Annotated in this window: 23 protein-coding genes; 12 read left to right on the forward strand and 11 right to left on the reverse strand. The window is 62.9% G+C overall.

The annotated features are described in order from the left end of the window. Nucleotides 1-68: 68 nt before the first annotated feature. The 5 genes from ftsX to ACZ5WQ_RS13045 all read right to left on the reverse strand — a co-directional run bounded on the left by ftsX (nt 69) and on the right by ACZ5WQ_RS13045 (nt 4,573). Nucleotides 69-1,064: a permease-like cell division protein FtsX gene (gene ftsX, locus ACZ5WQ_RS13025; RefSeq protein ID WP_269688447.1), complete on the reverse strand. Its 996-nt coding sequence runs from the start codon at nt 1,062-1,064 to the stop codon at nt 69-71. Beyond that, a complete protein-coding gene (gene ftsE, locus ACZ5WQ_RS13030; RefSeq protein WP_464382445.1) occupies nt 1,064-1,729 on the reverse strand; it encodes a cell division ATP-binding protein FtsE in 666 nt (221 codons plus the stop codon). Before ftsE ends, ftsX begins: the two co-directional genes overlap by 1 nt. Continuing rightward, on the reverse strand, nt 1,730-2,923 hold the full coding sequence (gene ftsY, locus ACZ5WQ_RS13035; protein ID WP_464382446.1) for a signal recognition particle-docking protein FtsY: 1,194 nt from the start codon (nt 2,921-2,923) through the stop codon (nt 1,730-1,732). It lies immediately after the preceding gene. A 155-nt stretch (nt 2,924-3,078) separates the two neighbouring features. Next, a complete protein-coding gene (locus ACZ5WQ_RS13040) occupies nt 3,079-3,339 on the reverse strand; it encodes an HNH endonuclease (RefSeq protein WP_464383653.1) in 261 nt (86 codons plus the stop codon). Nucleotides 3,340-3,404: 65 nt separating this feature from the next. Further along, nucleotides 3,405-4,573, reverse strand: a protein-coding gene (locus ACZ5WQ_RS13045; RefSeq protein ID WP_464382447.1) for an IS3 family transposase whose coding sequence is annotated in 2 segments (ribosomal slippage) — nt 3,405-4,312 and nt 4,312-4,573 — 1,170 coding nt in all. Because the reading frame shifts where the segments join, the coding sequence is not laid out codon by codon here. Between the two features lie 678 nt (nt 4,574-5,251). Between ACZ5WQ_RS13045 and ACZ5WQ_RS13050 the strand changes: the two genes are divergently transcribed. Genes ACZ5WQ_RS13050 through ACZ5WQ_RS13065 form a run of 4 tightly spaced genes read left to right on the forward strand, consistent with a single transcriptional unit; the run spans nt 5,252 to nt 9,718 of the window. After that, complete coding sequence (locus ACZ5WQ_RS13050) at nt 5,252-6,601, forward strand: M16 family metallopeptidase (protein WP_464382448.1); 1,350 nt, start codon at nt 5,252-5,254, stop codon at nt 6,599-6,601. Further along, complete coding sequence (locus ACZ5WQ_RS13055; RefSeq protein WP_228247123.1) at nt 6,598-8,142, forward strand: M16 family metallopeptidase; 1,545 nt, start codon at nt 6,598-6,600, stop codon at nt 8,140-8,142. The genes ACZ5WQ_RS13050 and ACZ5WQ_RS13055 overlap by 4 nt, the downstream gene beginning before the upstream one ends. Further along, complete coding sequence (rsmD, locus tag ACZ5WQ_RS13060; RefSeq protein ID WP_228247124.1) at nt 8,139-8,720, forward strand: 16S rRNA (guanine(966)-N(2))-methyltransferase RsmD; 582 nt, start codon at nt 8,139-8,141, stop codon at nt 8,718-8,720. The genes ACZ5WQ_RS13055 and rsmD overlap by 4 nt, the downstream gene beginning before the upstream one ends. Next, nucleotides 8,717-9,718: a hydrolase gene (locus ACZ5WQ_RS13065; RefSeq protein WP_464382449.1), complete on the forward strand. Its 1,002-nt coding sequence runs from the start codon at nt 8,717-8,719 to the stop codon at nt 9,716-9,718. Before rsmD ends, ACZ5WQ_RS13065 begins: the two co-directional genes overlap by 4 nt. On the opposite strand, the gene ACZ5WQ_RS13070 is transcribed toward ACZ5WQ_RS13065, so the two are convergent. Next, entirely contained in the window at nt 9,694-10,344 is a 651-nt protein-coding gene (locus tag ACZ5WQ_RS13070) for a TetR/AcrR family transcriptional regulator (RefSeq protein ID WP_228247126.1), read from the reverse strand. The two genes, ACZ5WQ_RS13065 and ACZ5WQ_RS13070, sit on opposite strands and share 25 nt — an antisense overlap. A 158-nt stretch (nt 10,345-10,502) precedes the next feature. Here ACZ5WQ_RS13070 and ACZ5WQ_RS13075 point away from each other — a divergent pair, with 158 nt between their 5' ends. The 7 genes from ACZ5WQ_RS13075 (at nt 10,503) to fusA (ending at nt 19,111) form a co-directional block, all read left to right on the forward strand. Then, nucleotides 10,503-11,945, forward strand: a complete 1,443-nt coding sequence (locus ACZ5WQ_RS13075; protein WP_464382450.1) for a coniferyl aldehyde dehydrogenase — start codon at nt 10,503-10,505, stop codon at nt 11,943-11,945. A gap of 58 nt (nt 11,946-12,003) precedes the next feature. Beyond that, nucleotides 12,004-12,543, forward strand: coding sequence for a twin-arginine translocation pathway signal protein (locus ACZ5WQ_RS13080; RefSeq protein WP_285677796.1), 540 nt, complete (start codon nt 12,004-12,006; stop codon nt 12,541-12,543). Between the two features lie 21 nt (nt 12,544-12,564). Continuing rightward, complete coding sequence (locus ACZ5WQ_RS13085; protein ID WP_464382451.1) at nt 12,565-14,154, forward strand: GMC family oxidoreductase; 1,590 nt, start codon at nt 12,565-12,567, stop codon at nt 14,152-14,154. Between the two features lie 121 nt (nt 14,155-14,275). Further along, nucleotides 14,276-14,755 carry a pantetheine-phosphate adenylyltransferase gene (gene coaD / locus ACZ5WQ_RS13090; RefSeq protein ID WP_088275995.1) on the forward strand — a complete coding sequence of 160 codons (480 nt, stop codon included), beginning with the start codon at nt 14,276-14,278 and terminating at the stop codon, nt 14,753-14,755. A gap of 19 nt (nt 14,756-14,774) precedes the next feature. Beyond that, nucleotides 14,775-15,026 carry a YfhL family 4Fe-4S dicluster ferredoxin gene (locus ACZ5WQ_RS13095; protein ID WP_088275993.1) on the forward strand — a complete coding sequence of 84 codons (252 nt, stop codon included), beginning with the start codon at nt 14,775-14,777 and terminating at the stop codon, nt 15,024-15,026. Nucleotides 15,027-15,043: 17 nt separating this feature from the next. After that, on the forward strand, nt 15,044-16,753 hold the full coding sequence (gene ggt / locus ACZ5WQ_RS13100) for a gamma-glutamyltransferase (protein WP_464382452.1): 1,710 nt from the start codon (nt 15,044-15,046) through the stop codon (nt 16,751-16,753). 270 nt (nt 16,754-17,023) lie between these two features. Continuing rightward, nucleotides 17,024-19,111: an elongation factor G gene (gene fusA / locus ACZ5WQ_RS13105; RefSeq protein ID WP_228247131.1), complete on the forward strand. Its 2,088-nt coding sequence runs from the start codon at nt 17,024-17,026 to the stop codon at nt 19,109-19,111. A 120-nt stretch (nt 19,112-19,231) separates the two neighbouring features. Here the strand turns inward: fusA and ACZ5WQ_RS13110 are convergent, their stop codons facing one another. From ACZ5WQ_RS13110 to ACZ5WQ_RS13130, 5 genes are all read right to left on the reverse strand, one after another. Then, a complete protein-coding gene (locus ACZ5WQ_RS13110) occupies nt 19,232-21,061 on the reverse strand; it encodes a Na/Pi cotransporter family protein (protein WP_228247132.1) in 1,830 nt (609 codons plus the stop codon). Nucleotides 21,062-21,125: 64 nt separating this feature from the next. After that, complete coding sequence (locus ACZ5WQ_RS13115) at nt 21,126-21,458, reverse strand: multidrug transporter (RefSeq protein ID WP_088275985.1); 333 nt, start codon at nt 21,456-21,458, stop codon at nt 21,126-21,128. A 153-nt stretch (nt 21,459-21,611) separates the two neighbouring features. Beyond that, nucleotides 21,612-22,424, reverse strand: a complete 813-nt coding sequence (mutM, locus tag ACZ5WQ_RS13120) for a bifunctional DNA-formamidopyrimidine glycosylase/DNA-(apurinic or apyrimidinic site) lyase (protein ID WP_228247133.1) — start codon at nt 22,422-22,424, stop codon at nt 21,612-21,614. Between the two features lies 1 nt (nt 22,425). After that, nucleotides 22,426-23,769 (reverse strand): hypothetical protein, encoded by a 1,344-nt coding sequence (locus tag ACZ5WQ_RS13125; RefSeq protein WP_228247134.1) that lies wholly within the window; start codon nt 23,767-23,769, stop codon nt 22,426-22,428. Next, nucleotides 23,766-24,194 (reverse strand): PaaI family thioesterase, encoded by a 429-nt coding sequence (locus ACZ5WQ_RS13130; protein ID WP_228247135.1) that lies wholly within the window; start codon nt 24,192-24,194, stop codon nt 23,766-23,768. The genes ACZ5WQ_RS13125 and ACZ5WQ_RS13130 overlap by 4 nt, the downstream gene beginning before the upstream one ends. A gap of 237 nt (nt 24,195-24,431) precedes the next feature. Between ACZ5WQ_RS13130 and ACZ5WQ_RS13135 the strand changes: the two genes are divergently transcribed. Further along, nucleotides 24,432-25,946 (forward strand): 3-hydroxyacyl-CoA dehydrogenase, encoded by a 1,515-nt coding sequence (locus ACZ5WQ_RS13135; RefSeq protein WP_464382453.1) that lies wholly within the window; start codon nt 24,432-24,434, stop codon nt 25,944-25,946. The last annotated feature ends 3 nt before the right edge of the window (nt 25,947-25,949 follow it).

A 25,949-nucleotide genomic window follows, 5' to 3' on the forward strand; every position in this document is an offset into this window, starting at 1 on the left:
GCGCCGCACTCGACGGGTAAACGCGCCACTAGACGCCTCGCGGGTTGCGCTTGTCGCTTGCGGCTGCCTTATTGCGGCTCAATCGCCCGTACATGCTGCCCGACCGCCAGCCAGGCGCCCGCCAGCCCGAGCACCATGGAACCAAACACCAGCGCCAGCCCATCGGTAAAGGGCATGCCGAACAGGGCGAACTCACTCTGATAAAGCGAGGCAACGCGCTCGACGGTGACATTCAGCCAGGCCAGACCGAGCGCCAGCAGTATCCAGGCCAGCACCCCGGAGAGCAGGCCATAAAGCACGCCAATATAGAGGAACGGGCGACGCACGAAGGCATCGGTGCCGCCCACCAGCTTGATCACCAGAATCTCGTCCCGGCGACTTTCGATGGCTAGCCGGATGGTGTTGGCCATAACCAGCAACAGAGCAATGATCAGCAAGACGCCAAGGCCGCCGGCAAAGCGCTCAAACATCGCCAGAATGGCCGCCAGCCGCTCGACCCAGAGCAGATCAATCTGCACCTGTTCAACGCCGTCAATGGCGGCAAGGCGGTCACGCAGTGGCTCCAGCGCCGCGGCGCCGCCGTCGATACTCAGTGGCGTGACCACAATCACGCTCGGCAGCGGGTTGTAGTCGAGCTGCAGCAGGGCATCGCCCATGCCGGCGTGCTGCTGGAATTCGGCCAGTGCCAGGTCCTTGTCGAGCAACTGCGCCTGCGCCACACCGGCCAGCTGGCGTATCTGCTCGGTCAGGCTCTGCTGTTTCTCGGCGCTGACGTCATCGGCCAGATACACGGAGATCTGCGCCGCTTCCTGCCAGTTCACCCCCAGTTGCTTGACCTGGCCGATCAGTACCGACAGGCCCATCGGCAACGCCAGGGCGATGGTCATCACCAGCACGGTCATGGCGCTGCTGAACGGGTAATGCCGCACCCGCACCAGCGCCTGACGGGCGCTGTCACGGTGGCTGCCGAACCAGCTGCGCAGCGGGTGACGCCAGTCGCGCTGGGAGCGCGCCGCCCCGCTGGGTGTCTTGCGGCGGCCGGGCTGGGGTTGCTTGGCGCTCATCAGGACTCTCCATCGGCCAGCAGACGGCCTTGATCCAGCGTCAGGGTGCGGTGATGCAGGCGGGCAATCAGTGGCAGGTCGTGGCTGGCGATGATCACGGTCACGCCGACCCGATTGAAGTCTTCAAACAGCGCCATGATTTCCGCCGACAGTTCCGGATCGAGGTTACCGGTCGGCTCGTCCGCCAACAGCAGCGCCGGCTTGTGGACCACCGCGCGGGCAATTCCGACCCGCTGCTGCTCACCGCCGGACAGCGCGATCGGATAGCTGTTTTCCTTGCTCAGCAGGCCAACCTTGTCGAGCGCGGCGCGCACCCGGCGTCCTACCTCGTCGGCCGGGGTGCCGTTGATAATCAGCGGCAGGGCGACGTTGTCGAATACCGTGCGGTCGAACAGCAACTGGTGGTTCTGAAACACCACGCCGATCTGGCGGCGCAGGTAGGGAATGTCGTCACTGCCCAGATCGCGCAGGTTCTGACCGCCAACGTGCACGGCGCCGCTGCTGGGGCGCTCCATGCACATGATCAGCTTGAGCAGGGTGCTCTTGCCCGCGCCGGAGTGGCCGGTAATAAACACCATCTCGCCGGTCCGGATATGGAAGCTGAGTTTGTCCAGCCCCTGATGTCCGTTAGGGTAGCGTTTGCTGACCTGCTCGAAGCGAATCATTTATGGCTTCTGTCCAAACAACGCGGCAACAAAGTCGGGTGCGGTGAAGGGGCGCAGGTCATCGATCTGCTCGCCCACACCGATAAAGCGGATCGGCAGACCAAACTGCTTGGCCAGGGCAAAGATCACCCCGCCCTTGGCGGTGCCGTCCAGCTTGGTCAGGGTCAGACCGGTCAGGCCAACCGCCTGGTCGAACAGTTTGGTCTGGGAAATGGCGTTCTGGCCGGTGCCGGCGTCGAGCACCAGCATCACTTCGTGCGGCGCGTCGGGGTCCAGCTTGGCCATCACGCGCTTGACCTTGGCCAGCTCGTCCATCAGGTGGTCCTTGTTGTGCAAGCGGCCAGCGGTGTCGGCGATCAGCACGTCGGCGCCACGGGCCTTGGCGGCCTGCAGGCCGTCAAAGATCACCGAAGCGGAATCGGCACCGGTGTGCTGGGCAATCACGCCGATCTGGTTGCGCTCGCCCCAAACCTGCAGCTGCTCGACCGCTGCGGCACGGAAGGTGTCGCCCGCGGCCAGCATGACCTGCTTGCCTTCGCCCTGCAGCCGCTTGGCCAGCTTGCCGATGGTGGTGGTCTTGCCGACGCCGTTCACACCGACCACCAGAATCACGTAAGGCTTCTTGCTGCTGTCGATTTCCAGCGGCTTGGCGACATGCGCCAGCAGCGCTTCGAGCTCATCCTGCAGGGCACGGTAGAGCGCCTTGCGGCTGGACACCTGACGACGGGTAACCCGCTGCTGCAGGGTTTCCATGATCATGGTGGTGGCTTCAATGCCGACGTCGGCCATCAGCAGCCGGGTTTCCATGTCTTCGAGCAGTTCGTCGTCGATTTCCTTTTCGCCGAGGAACAGGTTGGCCATGCCCTCGCCGAGGTTGACGCTGGTCTTGGACAGACCCTGACGCATGCGTGCGAAGAAGCCCTTGGCCTCCGGCTCGGCGACCGGTTCCGGGGTTTCCTCGACCGGCGCCTTCTGGCCCAGCTCGGAAAACAGCGAGGCAGCCGCCTCACGGGCCGCGGCTTCGCGGCCCTCAACGGTATTCAGGTCGCCGGTGAGCGGCGCCGGTGCATCGGCCTGCGGCTCAGCGGGCGCCGGCTCTTCCCGGCGGCGTGCCCAGCCGAACAGCCCTTTCTTTTCGGGCTTGGCGGAGGTCTTGGCATCGGGGTTTTGCGGTTTGTCTTTGGAACCAAACATGAAGAGTCACTATCTGAGTTCGACGGCGAATGCTTCGCCATATTGAGTCGGGTAGGGACAAGCCATTACTGGCCCATCCCCCCCTAAGAACCGTACGTGCGAGTTTCCTCGCATACGGCTCAAGCCTATGAAAAAGCCAGTTTACACTGACCCGGTTACGATGAGGAGCGGATGTCCCTGATTCCGCTGTGTCTCAGAGCTACTGAACCATGCTGACTATGCAACTGGGCATGGCAATTGGGGTGAAGCAGCGCGCGATTTCCTAGCGTGTCTGACCCACCATCCACTCGTCTTACAATGTGGTGGTCGTGCCAGCCGGTATCCTTGCTGATCGCGCTCCCGCACAAGGCACACTTGCCTTGCTGTCTGCTGAAAAGCCACAGAATCTGTTTCCGATAACGCAGTTTGTGCTGCATCCGTTTGATTCTGAGTGCTTCCCACTTCAACTCGTGCTCCGGATCGAAAGGGCTGTATGTAGTGGTCAACAATTTCCGGACAGTGATTTAAGTTTTTCTTCTACAACAGCCGGCGGCACGAGGCCGTTGTGCTGATGTGGTCTTGTCCAGTTGTAGCATTGCATTAGGTAGCGACCTATATCCTGCTCAGCCAGTGCAGCGGTCATGTAGCCTACCGTCGGAACCCACTCCGTTTTCAGGCTACGGAACAGGCGCTCCATCGGTGCATTATCCCAACAGTTTCCGCGCCGACTCATGCTCTGGGGCATCCGGTATCGCCATAGCCTCTGGCGGAAGTGGCGACTGCTGTATTGGCTACCTTGATCGCTGTGGAACAAGACACCACTTGGGCGCCCACGCATCTCGTAGGCTCTGTCGAGCGCCTTTACGACCAGATCAGCATCCGGCTTGGCAGACATCGCCCAGCCCACCACTCTGCGACTGAACAAGTCCAATACTGCGGCGAGGTAATGCCATTTGCCCTGCGCCCAGATATAGGTAATGTCGCCACACCAAACCGTATTGGGGGCCTCGACAGTGAACTGCCGCTCCAAAATGTTCGGTATGTCAGGCCGCTCCACTGTCGACTTCTTGTAGGCGTGTGTCCCCGGTTGCTTACTAATCAGGCCCTGCTCTTTCATCAGCGCTCTTACCTTAAAGCGACCGATCACTGTGCCTTCTGCTTGGAGCATGGCGGCTATGCTGCGACTACCCGCGGCACTGCGGCTTTGAGTAAACAGCTCGTTCACTCGACGACGCAGCAGTAGCCGCTGAACATTAACGCGCCTGCATCTGGCCAGGTAGGCGTAATAGCTAGAGCGCGACACGTCGAAAACAGCACACAACAGTTGGACGGGATAGCGCTTGGCCAGTTGCCGAATCGACCTCAACGTCTGCGCCCGTGCTCCTCGGCCATCAAGAGCGCAGTGGCCTCCTTTAAGATTTTCTTCTCCAGCTCAAGGCGATTGATACGCGCCTTCAGGGCTTGAATTTCCTGCTGTTCAGCCGTGAGCGCCTTGCTGTTTGGCGTCACTCCACCACGCTCCTCGCGCAGTTGATCGACCCAGCGCCGGAGAGCGGTTTCTCCGACACCCATCGACTTGCAGGCTTCTGCCACGCTATAGCCTTGGTCGACGACCAAGGCCGCTGCATCATGTTTGAACTCGACCGAAAAGGATCGACGTTGTTTGCTCATTGAACACCTCGCTGATGGCGATTCTACCGCCTAACTTGGTGTCCGGGATTAGTAGACCACTACACCCCACGTATAGCTCGCAGAGAAGGCCCTTCCTCACGGTCGGGTTATTAGGACATTGTCAGAGAGGCTTCACACATACAGGTTGGCCCCGTATGCATGCCCTCCTAGCAGACCAGCAGGCATATGCTGGGTCGGATAACGAAAAACACGCTTCGTCCCGACATTTCGATGAAGAGCTTGCGCTCTATTATTGAGTTGCGCCTGCGCTTCGCAGCGATGGCATGGCGGGCGCAACTGTCCCTAGGCAGGGGCAGATGGCCGCCCCTAGGGCACGATTTGCAGTTGGACTAATTGTTTCCAATTATTACAACTGTCGCGAAATGGTTAAATTTCAACCAAGATCGCGAATTTTAAGGCATTAGGAATGCTTTAACGAACACAGCGGCTCCGCCCCTGTCTTCTTGTGCTTACTAGCAACTCTCATGCTGTTTTTCTTGTTTATCAACAAGTTGGGATCAACGGGCCAGCTACCCTACTCCATGAGCGCGACACGTGTCGCACAGGTTGGGTTATCCTACCCCACTTCCGCCAACGGCGGTATGACCCAGCGGCAGGCGGTACGCCGGTCTGCGTGCAGGGTCTCACGATTACCGCGCTGTAAAACAGGACACCTGCATGTTGCGCTTGCGTACTCTCCTGCTGCTGCTTCCACTGCTCACGCCGACGGCCATGGCCGACAGCCGGCAACCGACCCATAGCTACACCCTCGACAATGGCCTGAACGTGATCATCCGCGAGGATCACCGCGCCCCGGTGGTGGTCTCGCAGGTCTGGTACAAGGTCGGCGGGGTCGACGAGCCACCGGGGCAGACCGGCCTGTCCCATGCGCTGGAACACATGATGTTCAAAGGCAGCGAGCACCTTGAACCCGGCCAGGCCTCGCGCCTGCTGAGCAGTCTTGGTGCCAGTGAAAATGCCATGACCAACCGCGACTACACCGCCTATTACCAGATGCTCAGCCGCGATCAGCTGCCGGTGGCACTGGAGATGGAGGCCGAGCGCATGCACCTGCTGACCCTGCCGGAAGACGAGTTCCTGAAGGAGATCGAGGTCATCAAGGAAGAACGTCGCATGCGGGTAGACGACAACCCGAACGGCGTCGCCTACGAGCGCTTCCTCGCCCAGGCCTACACCGCCAGCCCCTATGCCCAGCCAGTGATCGGCTGGATGCATGACCTCGACCGCATGCAGATCGAAGACCTGCGCGCCTGGTACAAAAGCCACTACGTGCCGGGCAACGCCACATTGGTGATTGTTGGCGACGTCTACCCGGAAACCGTCAAGCCGCTGGTGGAGCGCTACTTCGGCGCGGTGCCGGCCGGCCCGCTGCCGGTGGTACGCAAGCCGCTGGAGCTGCCGGTCATTGGCGAGCGTAGCCTGACCCAGCATCTGGATCTGCAGCTGCCGAGCCTGCTGCTCGGCTTCAACGTGCCCTCGCTCAATACCGTCAGCGAGCCATGGGAAGCCCACGCCCTGCGTCTGCTCGACGCCGTGCTGGACGGCGGCTACAGCGCCCGCCTGCCAAGCCACCTGGAGCGCGGCGACGCCATCGCCACCTCGGTCGGCACCGGTTACGACGCCTTTACCCGCGGCGACAGTCTGTTCGTTTTCAGCGGCATTCCCAACGAGGCGCGCGACATCGACCTGCCCACGCTGGAAGCCGCCATCTGGAAAGAGATTGACGCAATCAAGCAGACCCCGCCGAGCGCCGAGGAGCTGGCCCGCGTGCAGGCCCAGGTGGTGGCCGGACTGGTCTACGCCCAGGACAACATCATGCAGCAGGCCAACCGTATCGGCGAACTGGTCACCGTCGGCCTGCCGTGGCAGCTGGTCGACAACGATATCGAAGCGTTGCAAGCGGTTACCCCGGAGCAGGTCAGCGAGGTCGCCCGCCGTTATCTGGTGCGCGAACGGCTGACCCGCAGCTACAACCTGCCGAACGCCCGTGAGGAGCAGCAGCCATGAGCCAGAGCAAACCCTTCTCCGTGCTGCGCTGGCTGATCGCCCTCGCAGCCCTTGGTGGCATGCTGTTTCTGCTGATGGAGCGTGCGCCTGACAGCCAGCCTGCATCTGATACGCCCGCCGTTGCCCAGGCACCTGACGACGGTCCGGCCGATACCGCCACCGAGGTCTTCGGCTCGCCATTGCCGGCGCTGAGTTCGCTGGAAGAACTCGATCTGGACACCCCGCCCGCCCGCCGCGGGCTGGACCTGCAGCACTGGCAAACCCGTCAGGGCACGCCGGTGTACTTCATGCACGCCGGCGAGCTGCCGATGCTCGACATCCAATTGCTCTACGCCGCTGGCGCCAGCCGCGACGGTGAGCTGCCCGGGCTGGCCATGTTCACCAACGCCATGCTCAACGAGGGCACCGGCAGCCTGGATGCCGGTGATATTGCTGCCGGCTTCGAGCGCCTCGGTGCGCAGTTCGGCAACAGCTCGCACCGTGATATGGGCCTGATCAGCCTGCGCACCCTGACCGCCGCCGACAAGCTGGATCCGGCGCTGACCCTGTTTGCGCAGATCCTGTCCAAACCCAGTTTCCCCGCAGCCTCGCTGGAACGCATCCGCGAGCAACTGCTGGCCGGCCTGCGCTACGCCCGCCAGCGCCCTGGCGCCCAGGCCAGCGAGGCGCTCTGGAGCACGCTGTATCCGGGCCACCCCTACGGCATCCCGCCGGATGGCAGCGAAGACAGCCTCAAGGCCATCAGTCGGGACGATCTGCAGCGCTTCCAGCAGACCTACTACAGCGCCGGCAACGCGGTGATCGCATTGGTCGGCGATATCGACCGCGCCCGGGCCGAGCAACTGGCTCAGCACCTGGCCGATGCCATGCCGCAAGGACCTGCTGCCGAGCCAACGCCACCAGCGGAAAAAATCGCAGCCAGCAGCCAGCACATCGACTTTGCCAGCAGCCAGACCCATGTGCTGGTGGCCCAGCAGGGCATGAGCAGAACCGATCCGGACTACGCCGCGCTGTACCTCGGCAACCAGATCCTCGGTGGCAGCGGCTTTGGCTCGCGACTGGTCGAGGAAGTGCGCGAAAAACGCGGGCTGTCCTACAGCGTCGGCAGTAACTTCAGCGCGATGCAGGCCCCCGGCCCGTTCGTGATCTCGCTGCAGACCCGCAGCGATCAGGCCGAACAGGCGCTGGAGGTGGTCAACCAGACCCTTGACCGCTTTATCAGCGAAGGTCCGACCGATGCCGAAGTGAACCGCGCCAAGCAGCAACTGCTCGGCGAGTTCCCGCTCAGCACCGCGAGCAATTCGGCGATCGTCGCGCAACTGGCAGCCATCGGCTTCTACAACCTGCCACTCAACCACATGCAGCTGTTCCTCGACCGTGTTCAGGCGCTGACCGCAACGGACATCCGTGAGGCCTTCGCCCGGCATCTGCCCGCCAGCGAGCGCGTAGTGATCACCGTAGGGCCGCCGCAACCACCCGCAGAACCCGAAGACAATGCCGACCAGCCGAGCGCGGCGGCAGAGCAGGAGCCCAGTGCATGAAGTCCAACCAGGCCAAGGCCAGAGTCAGCCAGCTGCGCATCATCGCTGGCGAGTGGCGCAGCCGCCGCTTCACCTTTACCGAACAGCCGGGCCTGCGTCCGACCCCGGACCGGGTGCGCGAAACCCTGTTCAACTGGCTGAGCAGCGACGTACCCGGCGCCCATTGCCTTGATCCGTTCACCGGCAGCGGCGCGCTGACCCTGGAGGCGCTGTCGCGCGGCGCCGCCAGCGCACTGGCCGGCGACCTCAGCCGCGACGTGGTACACACCCTGCGCGGCCATCTGCAAACGCTGAACTGCGACCGTGCCGAGGTAATCCAGCAGGACGGCCTGTCACTGCTGGCCGGCACGCCACCACGGCGCTTTGATCTGGTGTTTCTCGACCCGCCGTTCCGTCAGGGACTGCTGGAGCCGGCCTGCGCGGCACTGGAAGCCAACCAGTGGCTGGCCGACGACGCGCAGATCTACATCGAAAGCGAACAGCCACCAAGTCAGCTGGCGCTGCCGGGCAACTGGCAGCTGCACCGCGAAAAACGCGCCGGTCAGGTCTGGTACAGCCTGTGGCATCGGCAGGCTTGAGCAGCTTCCGACCGTCGCGCTGGCTGCCCGGCGGTCATCTGCAGACCCTGTTTGGCCCGTTGCTGCGACGCCCGCCGAGGCTCGAGCGTGAGCGCGAACGGCTGACGCTGGCCGACGGCGATTTTCTCGATCTGGACTGGTTCGGCCCGAATCACGCCGGGCAACCCTGCGTGATTCTGCTGCACGGGCTGACCGGCAGCTCCAGCTCGCTGTATATCCTCGGCCAGCAACAGCAGCTGGCCAAACTCGGCTGGCGTAGCGTCGCGGTCAACTGGCGCGGCTGCTCGGGCGAGCCCAACCACAGCGCCCGCGCCTACCACTCCGGTGCCAGCGACGATCTGGCCGAGGTCGTCAACTACCTGCTGCTACGCTATCCGGGCCGCACGCTGGCCGCCGCCGGGTTTTCCCTCGGGGGCAACGTGCTGCTGAAGTATCTGGGTGAGTGCGCGCATGAATGCCCGCTGCAGGCCGCGGTCGCGGTGTCGGTGCCGTTTCGTCTGGATGAATGCGCCGACCGCATCAGTGTCGGCTTTTCCCGCGTCTACCAGAGCCGCTTCATGCGCGACATGCTGGCCTACGTCAGCAACAAGAAACGGCTGTTCAGCCATCACGGCTGGCACAGCGAGCACGCGCGGCTCGACGCACTGGGCTCACTGGAGGGGATGGATACCTTCTGGGATTTCGACGGCCGGGTGACCGCACCGCTGCATGGCTTTGCCAGTGCCGAGGACTACTACCGGCGCTGCAGCAGCCGCTATTTTCTCGGCTCTATCCAGGTGCCTTGCCTGCTGATTCAGGCCGCCAACGATCCCTTTGTCTACCCCCGCAGCCTGCCGCAGCTGAGCGAGCTGGGGCCATGCACCGAATTTGAACTGCACCAGGGCGGCGGTCACGTCGGCTTTATCGAAGGCTTGCCGTGGCGCCCACGCTACTACCTTGAGCGGCGCATTCCCGACTGGCTGGCGCTGCAGCTTCAGGCCTCAGGCAGCTCGGCGTAATACTCGCGCAGCATCGCCTCAACCCGCGGCCGCGCCGCGTCACTCAACAGCCCCAGTTCCTGCGCCAGCACCTGATAGACCGCACGGCGCTGCATCTGCGGGGTCAGCTGGGCCTGCGGGTCCGTCAGGACGGTGGTGCAGAGAAAGTTGGTCCAGCTATTCATCAGCAGCCAGCTGTTGAGCGCCAGCACCTCGGCGTTGGCGTAGCGGGCGTCGAGAATGCCGGCGTCGATGGTGCCCTGAAAGATCCCCTCAACCGCCCGCAGTGCCCGCCGCGAAAACAGGCGGTAACGCTCGGCCACCTGCGCATCGCTGGCCAGCAGGTGCTCAAGGTCGCGCTGCAGGAAACGGTAGCGCCACAGCGACTCACTCAGACTCTCGACGTAACGTGCCTTGTCATCCAGATCGAGCCCGCGGTCGGTCGGCAGCGCCAGACTGTCTTCCAGCTCGCGCTCGTAGTGATCAAACAGCTCGGCGATGATCTGCTGCTTGTTGCGGAAGTGGTAATAGAGATTGCCCGGCGACATCCCCAGATGAGCGGCGATGTGGTTGGTGGTGACAGCGCGCTCGCCCTGCTCGTTGAACAGCTGCAGACTGGCTTCAAGAATACGGTCGCGGGTTTTCATGGCAATAGATCGGCTTCGCTTGCTGAATATTTGACACTTTAGAGCAATTACTCTAAAACTTACATCCCATACCCCTGGCTGGCGGGAACTACAGCTCAACCGGCAGCCGAAAAAAAACAACAGTGGTGAAAACCACAGGTCAGCCCACGGGAGGCCCCATGGTAGCCGATATTGCTTATCTGCAAGAGCAACAGCAGTCCATCAGCCGCATGCAGGCATTATTCGAGTCACAGCGCGCGGCCTTCCGCAAGGCGCCCATGCCCTCGGCCGACGACCGTATCGGGCACCTGAAAGCACTCAAACAGGCCATCCTGAAACATCAGCAAACGCTCATCACCGCCATCAGCGAAGACTTCGGTCGCCGCTCGGCAGACGAAACCCGCCTGGCCGAGATCATGCCTTCGCTGGAAGGCATCCACTACGCCTGCAAGCATGTGAAGCGCTGGATGAAGCCCTCCCGGCGCAAGGTCGGCCTGGCATTTCAGCCGGCCAAGGCCGAGGTGGTATACCAGCCGGTTGGCGTGGTCGGCATCATTGTGCCGTGGAACTATCCGCTGTTTCTCGCCATCGGCCCGCTGGTCACTGCCCTGTCGGCCGGCAACCGGGCGATGATCAAGATGAGCGAATCCAGCCCCCGCACTGCAGCGGTGCTGGAGCAATTGCTCAGCGAGATATTCCCCGAAGAGCAGGTCGCCGTGGTGACCGGCGAAGCGGACGTGGGCGTTGCCTTCTCGAAACTGCCGTTCGATCATCTGCTGTTCACCGGTGCCACCAGCATCGGGCGCCATGTGATGCGCGCCGCCGCCGATAACCTGACACCGGTCACCCTGGAACTGGGCGGCAAATCGCCGGCGATCATTTCCGCCGACGTACCGCTGAACGACGCGGCCGAGCGCATCGCCTTCGGCAAGGGCGTCAATGCCGGTCAGACCTGCGTTGCACCGGACTATATTCTTTGCCCACGCAACCGGGTGGAGGAGTTTACCCAGGCGCTGTTCAGGCAGTTTGCGCAGATGTACCCGAGCCTGCGCGATAACGCCGACTTCACCCAGATCATCAACCCGCGCCAGTATCAGCGCCTGCAGGGCTACCTGAGCGATGCGGCCGAGAAAGGTGCACGTATCCTGCCGGTCAACCCGGCCAACGAAGAGCTCGGCGACACCCGCATCATCGCCCCCACCCTGCTGCTCGACGTCAGCGACGACATGAAGGTCATGCAGGACGAGATTTTCGGGCCGCTGCTGCCGATCCTGCCGTATGACAGCCTGGACGCCGCACTCGACTATATCGCCGAGCGCCCGCGCCCGCTGGCGCTCTACTACTTCGGCTACGACAAGGCCGAGCAGCGACGGTTGATGGAACAGACCCACGCCGGCGGCATGTGCATCAACGATGCGCTGCTGCACGTTGCCCAGGATGACATGCCGTTCGGCGGCATCGGCGCCTCCGGCATGGGCCACTACCATGGCCACGAGGGTTTTCTCACCATGAGCAAGGCCAAGGGTGTGTACATCAAGCAGCGCTACAACGGCGCCAAACCCATCTATCCTCCCTATGGTGGTGCCCTGCTGAAACTGGTGTACAAACTGTTCCTGCGCTGACACGGCGCCGATGACATCCGGCAGGCACGCCCTGCCGGCAACAACAAGAAGACCGAACATGTCAGACACGACCTCTGCCAATCTCGACCGGCGCAGCCTGCTCAAGCTCGGTCTCGGTGCCAGCCTGATGCTCGGCACCGCCGGCCTGACCGCCACCCTGAGCGGCTGCAGCTCCTCCGGCCCTGCCGGCAACATGGCGGTGCTGCGCGAATCCGACCTGCCCCTGCTGGCCGCGCTGTTTCCCGCCGCAGTCGGCCCGCACCCCGCCTTTAGCGAAAACAGCAATGCCATCGAACTGGCCATCGCCCAGCTTGACCGCTCCCTGCAGTACAGCTCGCCCTTTGTTCAGAGCGAGGTGCTGAACCTGCTGGGCATGCTCTCGATGCCGCTGACCCGCGGCCCGCTGACCGGCATCTGGGGCGACCTGGCCCAGGCCAGCCCGGAACAGCTCGAGGCCTTCCTGCTGCGCTGGCGTGACAGCCGCTTCGAGCTGCTGCGCAAGGGGCACAAAAGCCTGCTGCAACTGCTGCACATGGCCTGGTACGCCACACCCCAGTCCTGGGCTGCCGTTGGCTACCCCGGCCCGCCCATCATCTGACTTCGACTGCAGGGAATTACCATGCCCGTACCCGATCTGTTTTTGCAGGGAATTGAGCGCGGCTGGCAGGTCATCGACGCCAGCGCACTCGCCCAGGAAACCACCCTTGAAGCCGACGTCGTGATCATCGGCACCGGCGCCGGCGGCGGCACCAGCGCCGAGATTCTGGCCAACGCCGGCCTGCGCGTGCTGCTGGTGGAGGAAGGCTCGCTGAAAACCTCCAGCGACTTCAAGAATGACGAAGCCAAGGCCTACGCCGAGCTGTATCAGGAAGGCGCCGCCCGGGCCACCGCCGATGCCGGGATCGGTATTCTCCAGGGCCGCACCGTAGGCGGCACCACCACGGTGAACTGGACCAGCAGCTTCCGCACTCCGGACCAGACGCTGGCCCACTGGGCTGAGGCGCACGACGTCAAGGGCCTCGACAGCGCCAGCATGGCGCCCTGGTTTGCCCGCATGGAAGAACGCCTCGGCATTGCCCCCTGGGCAGTGCCACCGAATGCCAACAACGATGTGATTCGCCTGGGTTGCGAGAAACTCGGCTACCACTGGAAAGTGATTCCGCGCAACGTGCGCGGTTGCTGGAACCTTGGCTACTGTGGCACCGGCTGCCCAACCAATGCCAAGCAGTCGATGCTGGTCACGACCCTGCCCGCAGCGCTGGAGAAGGGCGCGGTGCTGGTACACAGCGCCCGTGCCGAGCGCCTGGTCTTCGAGGGTGATCGTGTCAGCGAAGTGGAGTGCCGGGCGATGGACGCCACCCTGAGCCAACCGAGCGGGCAACGCCTGCGCCTGCGTGGCCGTCATATCGTGCTGTCCGGTGGCGGCATCAACAACCCGGCGCTGCTGCTGCGCTCGAAAGCGCCGGACCCGCACCAGCGGGTCGGCAAACGCACCTTCCTGCACCCGGTCAACCTGACGCTGGCCCAGTACGACCGCGATATCCACGGCTATTACGGCGCGCCACAGTCAATCTACTCGGATCATTTCCAGTGGGATCAGGGCACCACCGGCCCGGTCGGCTACAAGCTCGAAGTGCCTCCCATGCAGCCCAGCATGACCTCGACCCTGATGGGCGGTTTCGGCTTGCAGCATCTGCACCACATGGCCTCATTGCCGCAGAGCAATATCCTGCTGGCACTGCTGCGTGACGGTTTCCACGAGCAGAGCCAGGGCGGCAGCGTGGCACTGCGCGACAACGGCGATCCGCTGCTCGACTACCCCGTTACCGACTACCTCTGGGATGGCGTTCGCCGCGCCTTCCTCAGCATGGGCGAAATCCAGTTTGCCGCGGGCGCCAGGGCGGTGATGCCGAGCCACGCCCATGGCCGGCTGAGCACCAGTTGGGCGGACTATCAGGAGCAAGTTGCCGGCCTGAGCTACCGCCTGCACGACGTGCGCCTGGCCAGCGCCCACGTCATGGGTGGCTGCGCCATGGGCGAGGACCCGACGCGGGCGGTGGTCAACAGCCAGGGCCGCCATCATCAGCTGGAAAACCTATCGATCATCGACGGTTCACTGTTCCCGACCAGTATCGGCGCCAACCCGCAGCTGTCGGTCTACGGCCTTGCAGCCCGCCTGGCCAGCCAGCTGGCAAGCGACCTGGGCTAACCGGCAAAGCGGCGGTGCCTGATGGGTGCCGCCGCTCTGCATCTGGGTTTTCGCTGGTTGTTGAGCTACCATCTGCCTCTCGACAACCTCTCATCAACCCAGCCGCAGGACCCGATCACGCATGAACACCGTACTCTACCCCGGCACCTTCGATCCCATCACCAAAGGTCATACCGATCTGGTCGAGCGGGCATCACGGCTGTTTGATCGGGTCGTCGTCGCCGTCGCCGCCAGCCCGAAGAAGAACCCGGCATTCCCGCTCGAGCAGCGGGTTGAACTGGCACAAACCGTACTGGGCCATTTGCCCAACGTCGAAGTGGTGGGCTTTTCCTCACTGCTCGCGCACTTCGTCAAAGAGGTCGACGCCAACGTCCTGCTGCGCGGTCTGCGCGCGGTATCCGACTTCGAATACGAATTTCAGCTGGCCAACATGAACCGGGTCCTGGCGCCGGACGTTGAAAGCCTGTTCCTCACGCCGTCGGAAAAATACTCCTATATTTCCTCTACCCTGGTGCGCGAGATCGCCGCGCTGGGTGGCGACGTCACCAAGTTCGTTCATCCGGTTGTCAATGAGGCGCTGATTCAGCGCTATCACGCCTGAAGCTGCGGAGAGTAGGCCCATGTCCCTGATCATCACCGATGACTGCATCAACTGTGACGTCTGCGAGCCCGAATGCCCCAACGGCGCCATCTCCCAGGGCGAAGAGATTTACGTCATTGACCCCAACCTGTGCACCGAGTGCGTCGGCCACTTCGACGAGCCCCAGTGCCAGCAGGTCTGCCCGGTCGACTGCATCCCGCTCGACCCGGACAACGTCGAGAGCCAGGAGGAACTGATGGAAAAATACCGGATCCTCACCGGCAAGGCCTGACCATGCTCGGTCTCAGCGTGCGACAACTCCCCCGCCTGCTCGGCCTGACCGCCCTGCTGGCGCTCGCTGCGCCGCTGCTGGCCGCCGACGGGCCCGGCCGCAACGCGGTTGCCAGCGCCCACCCGATTGCCACCGAAGCCGGCCTGCAGATCATGGCCGACGGTGGCAATGCCTTTGATGCGGCTATCGCCGTTGCCGCCACGCTGGCGGTGGTCGAGCCCTACAGCTCCGGTATCGGTGGCGGCGGCTTCTTCCTGCTGCGCCAACCCGGCAACCCCGACCAGCCCTACCGCTTCATCGACGCCCGCGAGACCGCACCGGGCAAGGCGGGTCGCGACCTTTACCGCGACGCCAACGGCGAAGTTCAGCGCGACCCGGCCATCAACGGCCCGCTCGCCGCCGGCATTCCGGGCATCCCGGCCGCGCTGGTGCACCTGGCCAGCCACTATGGTCGGTTGCCGCTGGCCCAGTCGCTTGCCCCGGCCATCGACGCCGCCGAACAGGGTTTCACCAGCAGCGAGCATTACCGCACCCTGGTCGGGTATCGACTGGACGCCATGCAGCGCGACACCGAGACCGCACGACTGTTTCTGCGCAACAACCAGGCGCCCGAGGTCGGAACCCTGATCACCCAGCCGGAACTGGCCGCCACTCTGCGGGCGATTGCCAGCAACGGCCGCGACGGCTTCTACCGCGGCCCGGTTGCCGAACGACTGCTGAGCGGCGTGCAGGCCGCCGGCGGCGTCTGGCAGCAGCAGGATCTGGATAACTACCGTGTCATTGAGCGCAGTCCGATCCGCTTTGTCAGCGGCGGCTATCAGGTCATCAGCGCGCCGCTGCCGTCGGCCGGCGGCATTGCCCTGGCGGGCATTCTGCAGGCATTGCCCGCCCTGCCGGCCAGCGCCAATGGCTCGATCCAGCAGACCCACCAGTTGGTCGAGTTGATGCGCCGCACCTACCGCGACCGCGCCATGCTGCTCGGCGACAACGATTTTGTCTCGGTCCCGGTTGCCGAACTGACCTCCAAGGCCTACGCCGTGGCCATGGCCCGGGATATCGACCCCGAGCGCGCCACACCGAGTAGCGCCCTGGGCCCGCTGCGTGACTTCCATGAAGGCACCAACACTACCCATTTCTCGCTGATGGACGCCGATGGCAATGCGGTATCGGCCACCCTGAGCATCAACCTGCCGTTTGGCGCGGCCTTTACCCCGCCCGGCACCGGCGTGCTGCTGAATAATGAGATGGACGATTTTGCCGCCGACCCCAGCGGCAGCAACGCCTACGGGCTGGCCGGCAGCGAAGCCAACGCCATCGCTCCGGGCAAGCGCCCGCTGTCGAGCATGACCCCGACCATGCTGGAGAACGACCGCCAACTGGCATTACTCGGCACCCCGGGCGGCAGCCGCATCATTACCATGGTGCTGCTCGGCGCACTGGAAGCGATGCACGGCGAGCCGGTCGAGCGCTGGGTCAGCCGTCCGCGCTTCCACCATCAATATCTGCCTGACCACATTCAGGTCGAAGACAGCGCCTTCAATGCGCAGCAGCGCAAGGCGCTCGAAGCCATGGGCCACCGCATCGAGCCGGTTGGCCGGGACTACGGCAACATGCATGCGGTGTCATGGAACAAGGCGGACAACAGCGTCAGCGCCGCCAGCGATCCACGCGGTATTGGCAGCGCCGAAGTCCGACCGGCTACCCCTGCGCGGCCTGTTGCCCCCTAAGAGGCTGATTAGCGGACGACGAAAAGACATTACGGCCAGCGTTGATACTGCTAAGCTGCACGCGGGTCTCACTGCTCCACCCCGTCAGAGGTTACCTGTCACACCTGCGCAGCTCCCTTGCGCGTCCGACCGGCTCTGGCGAGACCTTCCACGGTGCGTTGCAGAGCGCTGCCGGGGCTCGCTGTGCTTTTCATCGCAAAAGCAGAGCGTATCGCCCAAGAATCCTGTATAGTGTCGCCCTATTTTCAAACCCGGCTATCAGAGAGTGCCATGACTGATCTATCCCTTTACCGCAATATTGGTATCTTCGCCCACGTTGATGCCGGTAAGACCACCACTACCGAACGTATCCTCAAACTCACCGGCCGTATCCACAAGCTGGGTGAAGTACACGAGGGTGAGTCCACTACCGACTTCATGGAACAGGAAGCCGAGCGCGGGATTACCATTCAGTCCGCTGCTGTCAGCTGCTTCTGGAAAGGCCACCGCTTCAACGTCATCGACACCCCCGGCCACGTTGACTTCACCGTAGAAGTGTATCGCTCGCTGAAGGTTCTCGACGGCGGTATCGGCGTATTCTGTGGTTCCGGCGGCGTTGAGCCCCAGTCCGAAACCAACTGGCGCTACGCGAACGACTCCAAAGTTTCCCGTCTGATCTTCGTCAACAAGCTGGACCGTATCGGTGCCGACTTCCTGCGCGTAACCGAGCAGGTCAAGAACGTACTGGGCGCCAAGCCGCTGATCATGACCCTGCCAATCGGCCGCGAAGACACCTTCACTGGCGTGGTTGACCTGCTGACCCGCCAGGCTTACGTCTGGGACGACACCGGCATTCCGGAAAACTACAGCATCCAGGAAGTCCCGGCCGACATGGTCGACGACGTCGAAATGTACCGCGAGCAACTGATCGAAACTGCCGTGGAAATGGACGACGACCTGATGATGGCCTACATGGAAGGCGAAGAGCCGGCCATCGACGACATCAAGCGCTGCATCCGCCTGGGTACCCGCGATCTGGCATTCTTCCCGACCTACTGCGGCTCCGCGTTCAAGAACAAGGGCATGCAGCTGGTTCTCGACGCCGTTGTTGATTACCTGCCGTCCCCGACTGAGGTCAACCCGCAGCCGCTGACCGACGAAGAAGGCAACCCGACCGGCAAGTTCGCCATCGTGTCTCCGGACGAGCCCTTCCGGGCCCTGGCGTTCAAGATCATGGACGACCGTTTCGGCGCCCTGACCTTCTGCCGCATCTACTCCGGTAAGCTGGCCAAGGGTGACACCATCCTGAACTCCTTCACCGGCAAGACCGAGCGCGTCGGCCGCATGGTAGAAATGCAGGCTAACGAGCGTAACGAACTGACCAGCGCACAGGCCGGTGACATCATCGCCATCGTCGGCATGAAGAACGTTCAGACCGGTCACACCCTGTGCGACCCGAACAACGAGTGCACCCTGGAAGCGATGGTCTTCCCCGAGCCGGTAATTTCCATCTCCGTTGAGCCGAAAGACAAGGGCTCCACCGAGAAAATGGGTATCGCGATCGGCAAGATGGTTGCAGAAGATCCGACCTTCCGCGTTGAAACCGATCCGGATTCCGGCGAAACCATCCTCAAGGGCATGGGCGAGCTGCACCTGGACATCAAGGTCGACATCCTCAAGCGTACCTACGGCGTTGAACTGGTTGTTGGTCAGCCGCAGGTTGCCTACCGCGAAACCATCACTCGCGAAATCGCCGACAGCTACACCCACAAGAAGCAGTCTGGTGGTTCCGGTCAGTACGGTAAGATCGACTACGTCATCCGTCCCGGCGAGCCGAACTCCGGCTTCACCTTCAAGTCCAGCGTTGTTGGCGGTAACGTTCCGAAGGAATACTTCCCGGCCATCGAGAAGGGCTTCGCCTCTCTGATGGGCACTGGCCCGCTGGCTGGCTTCCCGGTTCTGGACGTTTCCTTCGAACTGACCGACGGTGGCTACCACGCCGTTGACTCCTCGGCCATCGCGTTCGAAATCGCGGCCAAGGGTGCGTTCCGTCAGTCCATGCCGAAGGCCGGCCCGCAGCTGCTGGAGCCGATCATGAAGGTTGACGTGTTCACTCCTGAAGACCACGTTGGTGACGTTATCGGCGACCTGAACCGTCGTCGCGGCATGATCGCAGGCCAGGAAGCCGGTGTAACTGGCGTCCGCATCAAGGCTGATGTACCGCTGGCAGAAATGTTCGGCTACATCAGCACCCTGCGTACCATGACCTCCGGTCGCGGTCAGTTCTCCATGGAGTTCTCGCACTACTCACCGTGCCCGGCCAACGTTGCAGAAGCCGTGATCGCGAAGGAAAAAGAGAAGCGCGCAGCCAAGAACTAAGGCTCGCGTTACTCGGTAGTAACAAAAAACGCCTGATGCAGTGCATCAGGCGTTTTTTTATGCCTGGAATGCCTGGAATGTAGCCACTGAAAACGGCCGCCGAACGCCCGCCGCTGCAGCTCAGGCAGCGGCGGTCAATGCCGCACGGGTGTAGATCATGTCGTGCGCGGCGCGCAGATTGCTGCTGATCTCCAGCAGGTAATGCAGGTCGTTGATCAGACTGGTCGCCTGCCAGCCGTCCAGCTCGCCAGAGCGCAACTGCTGCTGGAGACGCTGCTCAAACTGACTGCGGAACAACTGCTCCTGATCCAGGTAGTCCGCCGACTGCTGCTGGTCGGCAGCCCCCGACAGCGAGTCCGACTCTTGCCGTGCCTGACTGCCAAGCAGTAATCGCCCCTGCTCCCGCAGCAACCGGTAGCCCTCACGCAGGGCTGGCCGCGGACTCTCAACATGCTTGCGCAGATTGGTTTGCAGGTGCTTGGCCGCCTTCACCGCATCAACCAGATCCCGTGCTGCCAGATTCACATCCATCAACGCCTGTTGCTGCTCGGGCAGCAGCTCGCAATCCAGATGCCCGATAAAATCGACAATATCAGCGTAAATACCCTTGATGTGCTGATGATAGAGCGCATCGGCGTCCTCTCGCTCGGCCAGTGGCGGCACCGAAAGCACCTCACCCAGCGCCGGTTCGCGGGTCATGTCCTGGCGAAACTCGCTCGGCAGATAGAGCGCCGACGCAATGACCAGCCGGCTGGTCGCAGCAAGGTGCCCGAGTTCCTGCTGCAACACCCTGACTGCGGAGTCCGCATGCAGCCGGGCGGCGCCGTCCAGATACAGTGCGCGCGAACGTGGACGCCCCGCAAGCTCATCGTTGACCGGTTCAGTTGGCGGCGGCAGCAGCCGGGCAAGCACGCGCACCAGCAGCGGCACCCAGGGCAGCATCAGCGCCAGCCCGAGCAGATTGAACAGGGTATGGAATAGCGCCAGCTTGAGGGTAAAGGCCGTCTCCATGATGCCCAGCCAGGCCGACAGCGTGTCCACCAGCTGGGCCAGCAGCGGCAGGATGGACAGCGCTACAGCGGCGGTCAGCAGATTGAACAGGATATGCGCCGCCGCCAGCTGACGTCCGGCGTTATTGGCGCCAACAGCGGCAATCAGCGCAGTTACCGTAGTCCCCAGATTCGCACCAACGGCCATCGCTAGGGCATTACCGTAATCCAGCTGGCCGCTGCCCAGTGCCGCCAGAGTGATCATCAGGGTCGCGTGACTGGACTGCATCAGCACGGTCGCCAGGGTACCCAGCAAGGCATAGAGCAACACGCCCTGCCAGCCGCCTACCCGGTAGGCAGACAGATCAAAGATCTCCTGCATGCCGGCAAAGCCAAGCTTCATCATGTCGATGCCGAGAAACAGCAGACCAACACCCAGCAACACCTGACCGGTACCGCGCCAGCGCGCCGAGCTGTTGCGCTCGAACAGCACGCCGAGTACCAGCAGCGGCATGCCAACCTGGGCCAGATCGACTTTCAAACCTACCAGGGCAATCAGCCACGCCCCCGTAGTGGTCCCCAGATTGGCACCGAAGACGATACCGATCCCCGCCGTCAGACTGATCAGCCCGGCGCTGAGAAAGGCAATGCAAAGCAGCGTTATAAGCGAACTGGACTGCACCAGCGCGGTACTGACGGTACCAAAAGCGAGGCTTTTCCAGAGACGATCGGTACTGGCAGCCAGCCAGCGCTCCAGAGCGCCGCCGGTAAAGGCCCTGAAGCCATCTTCCAGATAGCGCATGCCGAGCAGAAACAGGGCAACGCCGGCGAAGAGCTGGGCCATCGACTGCTGCTTGAGAAACAGCAGGACAACCAGCACCAGCCCGAAGGCCATGCCAAGCGGGCGCAGCGTCGCCAATCGCGAGCGGAGCAGCCGACCGGCATTGAGCGCATTAGCCATCAGCAGCCCCCCGACAGGGGGGAAATCAGCGCCAACGTCGATACTCCTGGCGCGTCAATCAATTTCAGCGAATCTCTTCCTGCTGCTGGCGACCGTAGCCGGCACGGGTGCAGCCCAGGCAGCGGACAAAGGTTTCTTCCGCCGGGCGGATAACCAGTTCATGACCGGCTTCCGAAACATTTCCACCCATGGCACTGAACGGCAAGCTGACCAGAAAGGCGCCGGCCCCGACGACCGTCACACCCAGCAGCAGCGGACGGGCAATGATCAGGTCACCCATCATGGCGAAGTAGCCAGGCTTGTCCTGCTGGTAATCGTTGTAGGAATCGGCCGCCATGACGCTGGCGCTCATAAGCAGACCGGCAACAAGTGCGGTGGAATGACGTAACAGGCGCATAATTAATCCCTGGTTGTGGCCCGAAAGGCATTGATCTGGTGGCCGGTCCGAACTCCTGCGGACTCACGGCATCGCCCTCATTGTAGGCACAATCCCGGCATTACGGAACGTGCCAGACAAAATTTGCGAACCAGGCCGCCACGCCGGACAGCGCTATCGCTGGCACTGTCGGCAAAACACCGTACTGCGCTGGCCAAGGCGACATTCCGACAGCGTCGTACCGCACTGCTTGCACAACTCGCCGCGGCGGCCATAGGCAAACAGCTCCTGCTTGAAATAGCCCGGCTGGCCATCACCACCTACGAAGTCACGCAGGGTCGTTCCACCCTGCTCGATGGCTTTGGCGAGAATGCGCTTTATTTCCTCAGCCAGGCGCTGGTAGCGCTGACGACTGACACGCCCGGCTTCGCGCCGCGGATCAATGCCCGCCGCAAACAGCGCCTCGGTCGCATAGATATTGCCGACCCCGACCACCACCGCGTTATCCATGATAAACGGCTTGATGGCCATGCTCTTGCCCCGTGACAACTGATACAGGCGCTCACCGTCAAAGGCGTCGGACAGCGGCTCGGGACCCAGCTTGCCGAGCAGTGCATGCGGCTCGTCCGCTCGGGCCCAGAGCAGTGCGCCGAAACGGCGCGGATCGGTGTAGCGCAGTACCATGCCCGAATCCAGCTCGATATCGACATGATCATGCTTGCCCGCCGGCGTACCCGCCGGCACCATTCGCAGGCTGCCGGACATGCCCAAATGGCCGATCAGGGTGCCGCCACCAATGCGCATCAGCAGGTACTTGGCGCGACGATCTATACGCTCGAACAACTGCCCCTCGATCTGGATCGCCAGATCCTCCGGAATCGGCCAGCGCAGACGGCGGTCACGCACGACAAGACGCGTCACCCTGCGCCCTTCCAGGTGAGGTGCAATCCCGCGACGGGTTGTTTCAACTTCAGGTAATTCAGGCATGTCAGCTCTGCAACCAGTAGGTAACGAAAATCAGCAACAACAGCAACGGCAGAACACTGGCGACAAAGCGCCCATTCCAGCCAAAGGCGACCCGGTAGGGTGACTCGCCACTGTAGCGCGACAGAATCAGGGTCGAGGGACCGAAGGGCGAGAAGATCATCGCCAGAGAGAAGCCACACATCAGCCCCACAGCCGGCGTCATGATCGGCACGCCCAGCAGTGACAGCTGCGCCAGGAGGCCCGCCGTCAGCGACAGCGACACAATGGGCGCTAGCCCCAGCACTGCCAAAATGATGGTACTGAACAGGCTGCCGATCGCCAGCAGCACATTGTACTTGGGCTCCTGCGCAAGCCACGCCGCAATCTGCTCAAGCGGTGCTACCGCGCCCAGCACTCCGCCCAGCAACGCGGCGCAGCCAAAGATGAACATCTCGTTGTGCATGCTGACCATATTGTCGGTCACTTCCTGCAGCACCTGCGCAGGCTTGCGCTCGCGCCACAACAGGTAGCTGATGACACCCACCGGCACCAGCACCATTGCCGCCTGCGACGCACTCAGTGTTGTCACGGAAGCCAGCAGACCGATAGCCGCAAGACCCAGCAGACTGCCAATCAACAGCTGCGGCATGCCGTCGGCCTTGCTGCTGTCGCCAATATTGTCGCGCAGCGCCAGCAGCCCGCGGGTTTCCCTGCGCCAGCCGACCACGATCATCATCAGCGCAGCAACCGCGCCATAGGGCACCATGGTGCTCCAGGACTGCTCGGGCATTTCCCGGGAGATGATGGCGATGGTCACACTGGTTGGCGCCAGTAGCGGCACCAGGGCAAAGCCGCGCAGGGTGGTCACCATGACGCTGCGCAGGCCTTCACGGCGCTGCTCGTCGCTCAGCGAATAGCGCTTGAGATGCTCGCTCAGGGTGCCGCAGAGCAGGTTCATCATGCCGAAGTTGAGAATCGAGCCGATGCTGCCGGCGGCGAGCACATAACGCGGATAGAGCACCACCTTGGAGCCGGAGAGCAGGGCCTTGTGCAGCTCGCGCAGTTGCGGCAAACGCTGCGCGAGCAACTGCATCAGGCCCAGCGCCCCCAGAAAGCTGGTGTAATAAGCCACCGAACTGGCCAGCTTTGGCCACAGCTCGGCACCGGGGCGCGCCAGCGCAATAGCTGCCACCAAAACCCCAAGGGTGCCGATCCCAAGCCAGCGCGGGTAGGGGTTCAGCCGGATAAAAAAGCGCAGGAAATAGACAGCAAAGGCCCCGGCTGCGAGCCAGCTCAGCCAATGCTGGTGACTGAGCAGCCCCGCCAGCTCAAGAGCAACACCAAGCGGCAGCAGCGCCGCACTCACGGCAGATCCTTGCGAAAGGCGCCCTTCTTGAATACACCTTCACCAAAGCCGATCAGTTGGTCGTTCTGATCCAGCAGATCACAACTGGCCATAAACACCTTATGGCCAGCCTTACGGCAGGTGGCGACCGCGCGAACGTGTGTGCCGACCGGGGCGGTCGAGGTGAAATTGGTGTTGAGCGACAGGGTAATGGCGACCCGGCGCTCTGCCGGCGATGCCGCCCAGGTACCGCAGAGCCCCATGGCAATGTCAATCAAGCTGGCCGTCACCCCACCGTGCAATGAGCTGGCGTTGTTCATGTGCTTTTCGGTCAGGGTCAGGCCGACAACGGCGCGCCCCTCCGAGTACTCTTCCAGCTGGGCACCAAGCTCCTGAAAGAAGCCGGTAACGGTACGGGCAATGGCCTGACGTTCATCTTGATTCACGGGTGCGACACCTTTTATTCACTACACTCGATCTGGCTGGCCAGCGTGAGAACATGGCGGGCGACTTGCCCGGCACGTAATACCGGCCAGTTTGAAGGAGGCAAGTATGCCACGCGCAAGCGGCGCCAGACTGTCGCCAAACTTGCACTCCTACCACGCAGGATTTAATCTCGCAGCACTTTAAACGAAATGCCGTTTCGCCATGCGGAACAAAAAGCGTACTTCAGGAGGCAAAGCATGTTCAAGCGGATTGGCGTCATCGGCGCCGGAGCCATGGGCCGCGGTATCGCCCAGCTGTTCGCCAGCAGTGGTCAGCAGGTTCTGTTGTTCGATACCCGTAAAGAGGCCATCGACGACGCCCTGGCCTTCAACCGCAACCTGCTGCAACGCGCTCAGGCCAAGGGCAAGATGACCGAGGCCGAGCTGGAAGCGACCGTTGCGCGCATGCAGCCGGCTGCCCAGCTGACCGATCTGGCCGAGTGCGATCTGGTGATCGAGGCCATTGTCGAGCTGCTGGAGGTCAAGCAGAAGCTGTTCGCCGACCTGGAAGCCATTGTCAGCGCCGACTGCGTACTGGCGACCAACACCTCCTCGCTGTCGGTCACCCGTATCGCCAGCACCGCCAAGCACCCCGAGCGCGTTGCCGGCTTCCACTTCTTCAATCCGGTGCCGCTGATGAAGATCGTCGAGGTCGTGCGCGGCGAGCGCACCGACGAGTGTCACATTCAGTCTCTGGTAGCGCTGGCCGAACAGGCCGGTCACTTCCCGGCGATCACCCCGGACACCCCCGGCTTCCTGGTCAACCACGCCGGCCGTGCCTTCGGTACCGAGGCCCTGCGCATGCTCAGCGAAGGCGTTGCCAGCGTGCAGCAGATCGACCGCATCCTGCGTGACGGCCCGGGCTTTCGCATGGGGCCGTTCGAGCTGTTTGATCTGACCGGTCTGGACGTTTCCCACGCGGTGATGGAATCGGTCTACGAGCAGTTCTATCACGACCCGCGTTACACCCCATCCTTTATTGCAGCCCAGCGTGTTGCCGCCGGCCTGCTGGGTCGCAAGACCGGTCAGGGCTTCTACCGTTACCAAGACGGCCAGAAGATCGAGCCGTCCGAGCCGCAGCCCGAGACCGTGCTGATCACTCGTCCTTTCTGGCTGGAAACCGATGATGACGCGCTGCGCAACCAGGTCGCAGACGTATTGACCAAGGCAGGCGCCACCCTCGAAACCGGCAGTAAGCCGTCGGACGACGCCATCTGCCTGGTCACCCCGCTGGGCGATGACTGCAGCACCGCGCTGACCCAACTGGGTCTGCCGGCTGAACGCACGCTGGCACTCGACAGCTTTGCCAACTGGGAAAAACGCCGCACGCTGATGCGCCAGCCCGCCGCCAGTGCCGATGTTGTCGCCCAGGCGCGCCAGGCCCTCAGCGCCGATGGTGTACCCGTCGAGGTGATCAACGACTCTCCCGGCTTTGTCATCCAGCGCCTGATCGCCAGCGTGGTCAATCTGGGCTGCGAAATCGTGCAGAAAGGCATCACCACCCCGCAAACGCTGGACCGCGCCATTCAACTGGCGCTGGGCTATCCCAAGGGCCCGCTGGCCTTCGGTGAGCATTACGGCGCAGCCAACATTCTTGCCGTCCTCAACAACCTGCAGACCAACTACGGCGAGCCGCGCTACCGCCCCAGCCCCTGGCTGCGTCGTCGCGTACAGCTGGAACTGCCTTTGACCACACCCGATTTCCAGGAGTAAGAG

The sequence above is a fragment of the Halopseudomonas sp. T1L2 genome, from assembly GCF_055397385.1.